This window comes from Streptomyces colwelliae, from assembly GCF_048158785.1.
Taxonomy (GTDB): domain Bacteria; phylum Actinomycetota; class Actinomycetes; order Streptomycetales; family Streptomycetaceae; genus Streptomyces.
Genome location: NZ_JBLTJC010000408.1, coordinates 1 through 8,745, shown reverse-complemented (window position 1 = coordinate 8,745; position 8,745 = coordinate 1). Strand labels below are relative to the sequence as shown.

Below are 8,745 nucleotides of genomic sequence, written 5' to 3'. Positions count from 1 at the left end.
GGTGAAGTCTCGGTCGGCGGTGCGGGTACGGGTGCTGGTCAGGTCGTAGCGTCGCTGACGGAGGGGCTGGGCGTGGCGCTGGGGCCACCGTCGGCCGGGCGGCCGGGGTGCGGTGCTCGGGCCGTGGCCGGTGCGTTCTCTCGGGGGCTGGGGTCGCGTCTGCTCGGCCCGCCTTGTCTTTCGCCCAGGCCGTTGCGGGCGAAGGCGTCGGTGCGGGTGCCGGTCAGGTCGTAGCGTCGCTGCCGGGCGGGCCTGGTGTGGGGCTCAGGCCGCTGTTGCCGCGTCCTCAGGGTCCGGGGCCGCGTCCCCCTGGCCCGTCTCGTCCGTTGCCCGGGCCGTGCGGGCGAAGGTGCGGGTGTGGGCGTCGGTCAGGTCGTAGCTCCGCTGCCGGACGGGCTGGGTGTGGGGCTCGGGCTGCTGTCGCCGCGTCCCCAGGGGCCGGGGCCTCGGCCGCCCGGTCCGCCTCGTCCGTCGCCCGGGCCCTTGCGGTCGAAGGTGCCGGTGAAGGCTCGGTCGGCGGTGCGGGTGCCGGTGTCGGAGCGGGTGCCGGTCAGGGAGGCCGTGTCGCCTTTCTTGAGGGCGGCGGCGCCCTGGGCCTTGGCGTCGGAGCCCACGGTCCAGGTCCACGAGGTGCCGTCGTCGCTCTTGACGGTGACCTGGTCGCCGTCGACCTTCGTGACCGTCCCGCGCTGCCAGATCCGTACGATCCACTTGCCGGTGGCGTCGTCCTTGACCGTCGCCTCGCCGTGCACGGCCGCGCCGCCGAGCCCGAAGCCCCCACCGCCCCCGTGCCGGAAGCCGGGCCCACCGGGCGACGGCGTTCCCGACGGGGACCCTGCGGCGGCGGGTACGGCGTCGCTGCCCGAACTCCCCGAGGTCGCCGCGTAGGCGACGGTCCCGCCGAGCGCCAGCACACCCACGGTGGCCACGGCGATCACCGCCCGGGCCCGCCGCGACCGCTGCCGCCACAACCGGTCGAGACCCCGGTCACGCTCCGCGCCGCCGGGTCCCGTGAGGACCTCCCACTCAGGCGCGTGGTCGGGCATCGGAGGTATCGCCGCGTTGTCGCCGGCGTCGTGCTCAGGATCGTGCGTCACGGCTCGCTCCCTAGGCCACGCGCGCGGCATCCCACCGGCACGCCTGCCTGTGATTCTCCGGGGCGGGAGATAAAGAAGCAGTAATAAATCCCTGTGAATCGGGGGCAGCCGGCCCCGGGGAGATCGTGTGTGGCGACTCCGGGGGGAGGGGGAGGCCGCGTGCGGCGCACGAACTCACGCGCCTCGGCCGCAGGGGTGGTCACGTGCGGCGACCGCGACCACCCGTCTCCCTCCGATTGTGCAACTAGTTGCATAAAGGCCTCCCCGTCCTCTACAAAAGAGGCACGACACCGCGCACGGAGGCCCCGATGAGCCGTTACCCGCACCTGCTGAACCCGCTCGACCTGGGCTTCACCACACTGCCCAACCGCGTCCTCATGGGCTCCATGCACATAGGCCTGGAGGAAGCCGAGCGCGGATTCGAGCGCATGGCGGAGTTCTACGCGGCACGCGCGCGTGGCGGAGTCGGCCTGATCGTCACCGGAGGCATCGCGCCCAACGAGGCCGGCCGGCCCTACGAGGGCGGCGCCAAGCTGACCACCGACGCCGAGGCCACACAGCACGCCGAGATCACCGCCGCCGTGCACCGCGAGGGCGGGCGGATCGCGATGCAGATCCTGCACTTCGGGCGCTACGCCTACCACCAGGACCTCGTCGCGCCGAGCGCCGTCCAGGCGCCGATCAGCCCCTTCCCGCCCCGCGCGCTCACCGACGACGAGGTCGAGCAGACCATCGAGGACTACGCCCGCGCGGCCCGCCTCGCCCGGCAGGCCGGGTACGACGGCGTCGAGATCATGGGCTCCGAGGGCTACCTCATCAACGAGTTCATCGCCGCACAGACCAACCACCGCGACGACCGCTGGGGCGGCCCGTACGAGAACCGGATGCGCTTCCCCGTCGAGATCGTGCGCCGGGTGCGCGAGGCCGTCGGCGAGGACTTCATCATCATCTACCGGCTGTCGATGCTGGACCTCGTGCCGGGCGGCTCCACGCTCGACGAAGTCACCAGTCTCGCCAAGGCGGTTGAGGCGGCCGGGGCGACCATCATCAACACCGGCATCGGCTGGCACGAGGCACGCATCCCGACCATCGCGACCTCGGTGCCGCGCGGGGCGTACACCTGGGTGACCAAGAAGCTGATGGGTGCGGTCTCGATCCCGCTCGTCACCACCAACCGCATCAACACCCCTGAGCTGGCAGAGCAGTTGCTCGCCGACGGGTACGCCGACATGGTGTCGATGGCCCGCCCGATGCTCGCCGACCCGGACTTCGTCGCCAAGGCCGCGGCCGACCGTTCCGACGCCATCAACACCTGCATCGGCTGTAACCAGGCCTGCCTCGACCACACCTTCAGCGGCAAGATCACCTCCTGCCTGGTCAACCCGCGCGCCTGCCACGAGACCGAACTCGTCCTCGCCCCAACGCGGTTGCGCAAACGCGTCGCGGTGGTGGGTGCGGGTCCGGCAGGTCTGGCCTGCGCGGTCTCGGCCGCCGAACGCGGTCACGAGGTCACCCTCTTCGACGCCGCGAGCGAGATCGGCGGACAGCTCAACGTCGCCCGGCAGGTCCCCGGCAAGCAGGAGTTCGACGAGACGCTGCGCTACTTCCGCACCCGGCTCGACGAGCACGCGGTGGCCGTGCGCCTCAACACGCCAGTCACCTCAGGTGACTTGGCGGACTACGACGAGGTCGTCGTCGCCACCGGCGTCACCCCGCGCACCCCCGACATCCCCGGCGTCGAACACCCCAGCGTCGTCAGCTACCTCGACGTCCTGCGCGACCGCGTCCCCGTCGGCGACCGCGTCGCGATCCTCGGCGCGGGCGGCATCGGCTTCGACGTCGCCGAGTTCCTCACGGACGGCGGCGACAAGGCGAGCGAGGACCCGGCGACGTACTTCCGCGCCTGGGGCGTCGACATGGACTACGCGGCCCCCGGCGGCCTCACCGCACCCGAGCGACCCGCCCCGCCGCGCAGCGTCCACCTCCTCCAGCGCAAGGCCACCAAGGTCGGCGCCGGCCTCGGCAAGACCACCGGCTGGATCCACCGCACCGAACTCAAGCACCGGGGCGTCACCATGGTCCCGGGCGTCCAGTACGACCTGATCGACGACGCCGGACTGCACGTCACCGTCGACGGCCGCTCCACCGTCCTGGAGGTCGACACGGTCGTCCTGTGCACCGGGCAGGACCCGCGCCGCGACCTGTACGACGAGTTGACCGCCGCCGGCCGCAGCGTGCACCTCATCGGGGGCGCCGACGTGGCCGCCGAACTGGACGCCAAGCGCGCCATCAAGCAGGGCACCGAGGTCGCGGCCGCCCTCTGAACCCCGAGGCCCGTCCCTAGGATGACCTCCATGTCACTCCCGCACGCGATCCTCACCGCCCTTCTGGAGAAGCCGTCCTCGGGTCTCGAACTGACCCGGCGCTTCGACCGGTCGATCGGTTACTTCTGGTCGGCGACGCACCAGCAGATCTATCGCGAGCTGGGAAAACTGGAGGCCGAGGGCCAGATCAGGGCACTCGCGTCCGAGCAGCCGGCCCGCGGCCAGAAGAAGCGCTACGAGGTCCTGCCCGCGGGCCGCGCCGAACTGGCCCGCTGGACCGCGTCCGCCCAGGACCCCAAGCCGCTGCGCGACACGATGCTGCTGCGCCTGCGCGCGGCGGCGGTCGTCGGCACGGACGGCATCGAGGCCGACCTGCGCCGCCATCTCACCCTGCACCAGCGGCAGTTGGCGGAGTACGAGGAGATCGAGAAGCGCGACTTCCCGCCCGGCCGGGACAGCCCCCAGGACCGGCTCCAGCACCTCGTGCTGCGCGCCGGCATCGACCTGGAGACCTTCTGGACACAGTGGCTCACGCACGCGATCGAGGAGTTCGCCGAACTGCCGTAGCGCGTGGGGGGCGAGTCGCCGTAGGACATGGGGGAGGGGCCGCCGGTCGGGCGGCCCCTCCTGAGTGCGGACGGTCGGAGATAGATGGACCGACGGACCGTCGGTGGCGGACGGACGGTCAGAGGCGGTACGGCTTCGCGCGTCTGCGCAGGAACCAGGCCGTCGCGATGACGCCGACCCCCACCAGGCCGCCGCCCGCCGCCAGGGTGAGCGGGCCGTAGTCCTTGGTGGCCCCGCCGAGGCCGCCCATGACGCCGCGTGTGGGCGAGGCCGTGGCCGTGGGGGTCGTGGACCTGGACACGATCACGGACTGGGTGCCCGCGGGCGTGCTGGCGTTCTGGCACATCACGATGACGGTGTAGGTGCCCGGGGTGACATTGGTCCAGGCGGTGGACTGGCTGACGGTCGTCCCCGCCAGGGTCGCCTTGCGGCCCTCGGCGAAGCTCCCCTGACTGCTGGTGAGGAGTGAGCCGGTGCCCCAGACGCCGGTGGTGCGGTTCTGGGAGCACGCGCTGGTCGTGACCGAGACCGTGGTCCCGGTCGTGCTCACGGAGATACCCGACGCCGCGCCGGCGGTACCGGCGGTCAGGGCGAGGGGAAGAGCGGCGGCGGCTGTCACGGTCAGGCCGGAGCGGAGTAGTAGCTGAATAGTGCGCATGGGACTGCCCTCCGGCGGCACGGTTGGCGGAACATCCCTTGCGCCGCCGGGATCGGGAAACGGCCGTGCTGCCTCCAAGGAAGCCAACGCGTCCCCGGCCCGTCCCGCATGCGGACGGGGACCGGGCAGGTGACGGATTCCTTCGTCCGGCTCAGGGGTGATGCGCGGTCAGGGGGCAGAAGGCAGGGGCAGGGCGTCGGCTGCGACAGCCCGAGCGGCCGCCCCGCCGTCATGAGCTGAGTCCCCTACGGTTCCCTAGGGTTCCCTGCGGTTCTCTACGGCCCGGCATCGCCCGTCGTCACCGTCCGCTCCGCCGAGAACCCGCCCCACGTACCGTCCGGCAACCGCGCCCTGAGCCGCACCCGGTGGCTGACCCCGGCATCCCCGCCGGCGTAGAAGCTGTACTTCGCGTGATCGCGCGGCGCGGTTCCGCCCCAGACCAGCGAGGTGGCCGGCTTTCCGTCGAGGTGGATCTGGTACTCCGTGACCACCCCGTCCGTGCGCGGCGGCACCCAGGACAGGTCGATGTAGTAGGCCCCGTCGTCGCCCCGGTGCGTGGTCGCGCGGAAGTCGGTGGGGGCGGTGCCGCTTCCGTCGTCACTGCCGGGTGCGGTGGTGAGCGGGACGGCCGTGCTCGCGGGTGAGAGATTGTCGGCGGCGTCCCGGGCCCGCACGGTGAAGGAGTAGCGGGTGCTGGGCCGCAGCCCCGTGACGACGGTCGCGGTCTGGGCTCCGCCCACACTGTGGATCTTCGCCCTGCCCTGATAGATGTCGTACGACACCACACCCTGGTCGTCCGTCGAGGCGCCCCAGGACAGTTGGACGGCCCGGCTGCCGATGGCGCGGCCCTGCGGGGTGCGTGGACGGGTGGGTGCCGAGCGGTCGGCCGCGACGGCGACCGGTGTCCGAGCCCGGACCGTCCGGCTGCGCGGTCCCAGGCGGCCGTCGGTGTCCCGGGCCCGCACGGTGAAGGAGTACAGGGTGGCGGGCCGGAGCCTGGTGACATCCACCATGTGCTCGGAGCCTGCTACTTCCTTCACCTTTGTGGTGCCCCGATATATCTCGTAGGTGCCGATACCCGGGTTCGCCGTCACTGCGTCCCACATGACGTGCACGCTGGTCGCACTCCCCGCGGCGGCCGTGACGCCGGCCGGGGCGCCGGGGGCGTGGCCGTCCCCCTCCTCGCTCATGCCGCAGGACGCGAGCAGCAGGAGCGCGGCGCACACCAGTGCCGTACGGGGGAGAGCGAGGGCGGCACGGGAGAGAGTGAAGGCGGCACGGACGCGTCGCACGATTCTGCCTCCCCGGCATCACGCGGGCACCACACGACGGAAAAGGTCCGGACCAATATGACCCGGGTGGGGCGACCGCATCAAGAGGGGCGCCGTTGCCGATGGGGCGCGAGGGTTACGTATGCTGAAGTCCTCACGGCTGAACTCGCCCCTGGAAGTGGGCAGTTCATGCCGGTGGCGCGGACCGCTGTCGTCGCTGATCCCGCGCCGGCGCGGGCGGCCGGGTGGCCGGAGCCGACACGGGCTCGGGTCCCCGGCCCCCGTCGGGAGTGACGCGAACTCAGGGCCTCCCCTTCCTTCGGGAGTTCGGGAGTTCGGGCGTGCACCGTCCGGCCCCCTACAGGTGGCCGCCCGATCGGACCGGTACCAGGGTGGGCTGAGTGTCCGTCAGATCCCCCAGGAGAGGGTCCTCTATCGTGCGTGTCCAGACGCTGACGCTGGCCGCGGCCGGCGCCGCCCTGCTCGCCCCGACCACGCTGCCCGCCGCACCCGTCGCCCTCGCCCGCCCGCTGGCGGGGCCGGCGGCGCTGCGCGAGGGTGACGTCCGCGCCGCCGACCTGCTGGCCAAGGTGCGTGACTGCACGCCCGTCTCGCGCGGCCGGTACCGCAGCGACGACGGGGAGCGCGCGACGATCCCGGTCTGCGGCACCAAGGAGGCCGTCTACTGGAAGGCCGACCTGGACATCGACTGCGACGGCCAAGCCGGCGCCCGCTGCAACGCGCGCACCGACCCGCTCTTCTCCTCCATGACGGCGTACCAGCAGTCCGACGGCCGCTATCTCGACGCCGAACGGCTCCCGTACATCGTGGTCCCCGGCGCAAGCGCCCGCTGGAACCACCGCGACCACGGCGTCGGCGGCGGCTCGGTCGCCGCCGTCGTCTACCGGGACCGGGTGCAGTACGCCGTCGTAGGAGACGTCGGACCGCACGACATCATCGGCGAGGCGTCGTACGCCACGGCCAAGGGTCTGGGCATCCGCGCCGACCCGCGCGGTGGCGGGACGGACACCGGCGTCACCTACATCGTGTTCAAGGACTCGCAGGTGAAACCCATCGAGGATCATGCGGCGGCGGTGGAGACGGGGCAGCGGCTGGCACGGCTTTTCGTGCAGGGCGCCGCTGAGCGTCCAGGGTCGTAGGGCGCAGCCTGTCGCGCCTGCCGAGCCCTCCGGGGCGGGACGTCAGACTGCCGACCAGCCGTCGTCGACGGGCAGGATCACGCCGTTGATGTTGCTGGCCGCGTCCGAGGCGAGGAACACGATGGCGGCGGCCTGCTCCTCGGGCTGCGCCAGGCGGCCGACATTGACGAAGTGCGGGCCGAGCGTTGCCGGACCGAGGCCCTCCCGGTCGGCGTCCACGGAGATGTTGGTCGCCGTGGCGCCGGGGGCGATGGCGTTGGCCCGGATGCCCTGCTTGCGGTACATCACGGCGAGGTTCTTGGTCAGGCCCACCACTCCGTGCTTCGAGGCCGTGTAGGCGGCGCCCGCCGCGCTGCCCCGCAGGCCCGCCTCGGAGGCGGTGTTCACGATCGCGCCCCGGCCCGCCGTCAGCATGTGCGGCAGCACGGCCCGGGTGAGCAGGAAGGGCGCGGTCAGGTTGACCCGGATTACCCGCTCCCACTCCGCGTCGGCCACGTCCGCCAGCGCCGACATGCGGTCCATAATCCCCGCGTTGTTCACCAGGACGTCGACCCCGCCGAACCGCTCCACGGCGGTCGCGACCACCTCGTCCACCACCGCCTGCTCGCTCAGGTCACCCGTGACCGCGACCGCGGTACCGCCCGCCTGCTCGATCTCCTTGACGACCGCCTCGGCGCCGTCGACGTTCAGATCGGCCACCACGACCTTGGCGCCTTCCGCGGCGAAGGCCAGGGCGGCGGCCCGCCCGATGCCCGAGCCCGCTCCGGTGACGATGACGCTGCGTCCGTCGAGTCCAGTGGTCATGAGGTGCTCCTGTCCTTGTGCGAGGGCTCTGCGCCGCCCGGGGTCCTCTCACCCTACGACTTAATGTCTTCGAGTGACATAAAGTCGTGGGTGAGTCATGGGGGAGAATTCCGGGAGGTCACGACCGCAGCCGGAGGGGAACTGATGACCGCACCCAGCGGACGCACGGGACGACCGCCTCTGACCGAGGCACGCAAGACCGAGATCCGCCTGGAGATCGCCCGGGCCGCGGTGGAACTGTTCGTCGCCCAGGGCGTCGTGGCGACCACGGGCGAACAGATCGGCCAGGCGGTCGGCGTCTCCGCGCGCACCGTGTGGCGTTACTTCCCGAGCAAGGAGAGCTGCGTACGACCACTCTTCTCGGCCGGTATCGACGTGATCGCCGCCCGCCTGCGGGAGTGGCGCCCCGGCCACCCCCTCGCGGAACTCTTCGACCCGGCCCTCGCCACCGGCCTCCTCGCCGCCACCGGCCCCGACGGCGCCACCGGCAGCGCCCTGGTACGCCTCACCCGCACGGAACCGGGCCTCCGCGCGATCTGGCTCCAGACCTACGACGAGGCAGAACCGGCGTTCGCCCAAGCCCTGGCCGACCGTGCCGGTCTACCGGCCGACGACCTCCGCCCCATGATCCAGGCAGCGATGCTCAACGCGGCGTTGCGTGCGGCGGTGGAGCGGTTCGCGTGGAGCGCGAGCGGGGGCGAGGCCGTGACGGATACGGCGACGAACGCGGTGGTGGCGGTCACGTGGTGTACGGCCGTGCCGGGACGCGTCCGTCAGCCGCGGCCGGTCAGTTCCCGGGCCTTGTCCAGGCCGGGGTCGGGACTCACCCTTCGGGTCAAATGCGAGGATAGGCTAACCTAACCT

Annotated in this window: 8 protein-coding genes; 4 read left to right on the top strand and 4 right to left on the bottom strand. The window is 72.1% G+C overall.

The window, feature by feature from the left end:
• Positions 1-368: 368 nt before the first annotated feature.
• Positions 369-1,097, bottom strand: coding sequence for a hypothetical protein (locus ACNFOC_RS45760; protein WP_416964923.1), 729 nt, complete (start codon positions 1,095-1,097; stop codon positions 369-371).
• Between the two features lie 308 nt (positions 1,098-1,405).
• Here ACNFOC_RS45760 and ACNFOC_RS45755 point away from each other — a divergent pair, with 308 nt between their 5' ends.
• Together ACNFOC_RS45755 and ACNFOC_RS45750 are read left to right on the top strand one after the other, a co-directional pair.
• Entirely contained in the window at positions 1,406-3,421 is a 2,016-nt protein-coding gene (locus ACNFOC_RS45755; protein ID WP_416964922.1) for an FAD-dependent oxidoreductase, read from the top strand.
• Positions 3,422-3,451: 30 nt separating this feature from the next.
• Positions 3,452-3,988 (top strand): PadR family transcriptional regulator, encoded by a 537-nt coding sequence (locus tag ACNFOC_RS45750; protein ID WP_416964921.1) that lies wholly within the window; start codon positions 3,452-3,454, stop codon positions 3,986-3,988.
• Positions 3,989-4,106: 118 nt separating this feature from the next.
• Here ACNFOC_RS45750 and ACNFOC_RS45745 read toward each other — a convergent pair whose 3' ends face one another.
• On the bottom strand, positions 4,107-4,646 hold the full coding sequence (locus ACNFOC_RS45745; RefSeq protein WP_416964920.1) for a hypothetical protein: 540 nt from the start codon (positions 4,644-4,646) through the stop codon (positions 4,107-4,109).
• A 275-nt stretch (positions 4,647-4,921) separates the two neighbouring features.
• The gene (locus ACNFOC_RS45740; protein ID WP_416964919.1) at positions 4,922-5,938 is read right to left on the bottom strand and encodes a fibronectin type III domain-containing protein; all 1,017 of its coding nucleotides are present in this window, start codon (positions 5,936-5,938) and stop codon (positions 4,922-4,924) included.
• Between the two features lie 416 nt (positions 5,939-6,354).
• Here ACNFOC_RS45740 and ACNFOC_RS45735 point away from each other — a divergent pair, with 416 nt between their 5' ends.
• Complete coding sequence (locus ACNFOC_RS45735; RefSeq protein ID WP_416964918.1) at positions 6,355-7,077, top strand: glycoside hydrolase family 75 protein; 723 nt, start codon at positions 6,355-6,357, stop codon at positions 7,075-7,077.
• Positions 7,078-7,119: 42 nt separating this feature from the next.
• Here ACNFOC_RS45735 and ACNFOC_RS45730 read toward each other — a convergent pair whose 3' ends face one another.
• Positions 7,120-7,881 (bottom strand): glucose 1-dehydrogenase, encoded by a 762-nt coding sequence (locus ACNFOC_RS45730; RefSeq protein ID WP_416964917.1) that lies wholly within the window; start codon positions 7,879-7,881, stop codon positions 7,120-7,122.
• 144 nt (positions 7,882-8,025) lie between these two features.
• Between ACNFOC_RS45730 and ACNFOC_RS45725 the strand changes: the two genes are divergently transcribed.
• Positions 8,026-8,742 carry a TetR/AcrR family transcriptional regulator gene (locus tag ACNFOC_RS45725; RefSeq protein ID WP_416964916.1) on the top strand — a complete coding sequence of 239 codons (717 nt, stop codon included), beginning with the start codon at positions 8,026-8,028 and terminating at the stop codon, positions 8,740-8,742.
• The last annotated feature ends 3 nt before the right edge of the window (positions 8,743-8,745 follow it).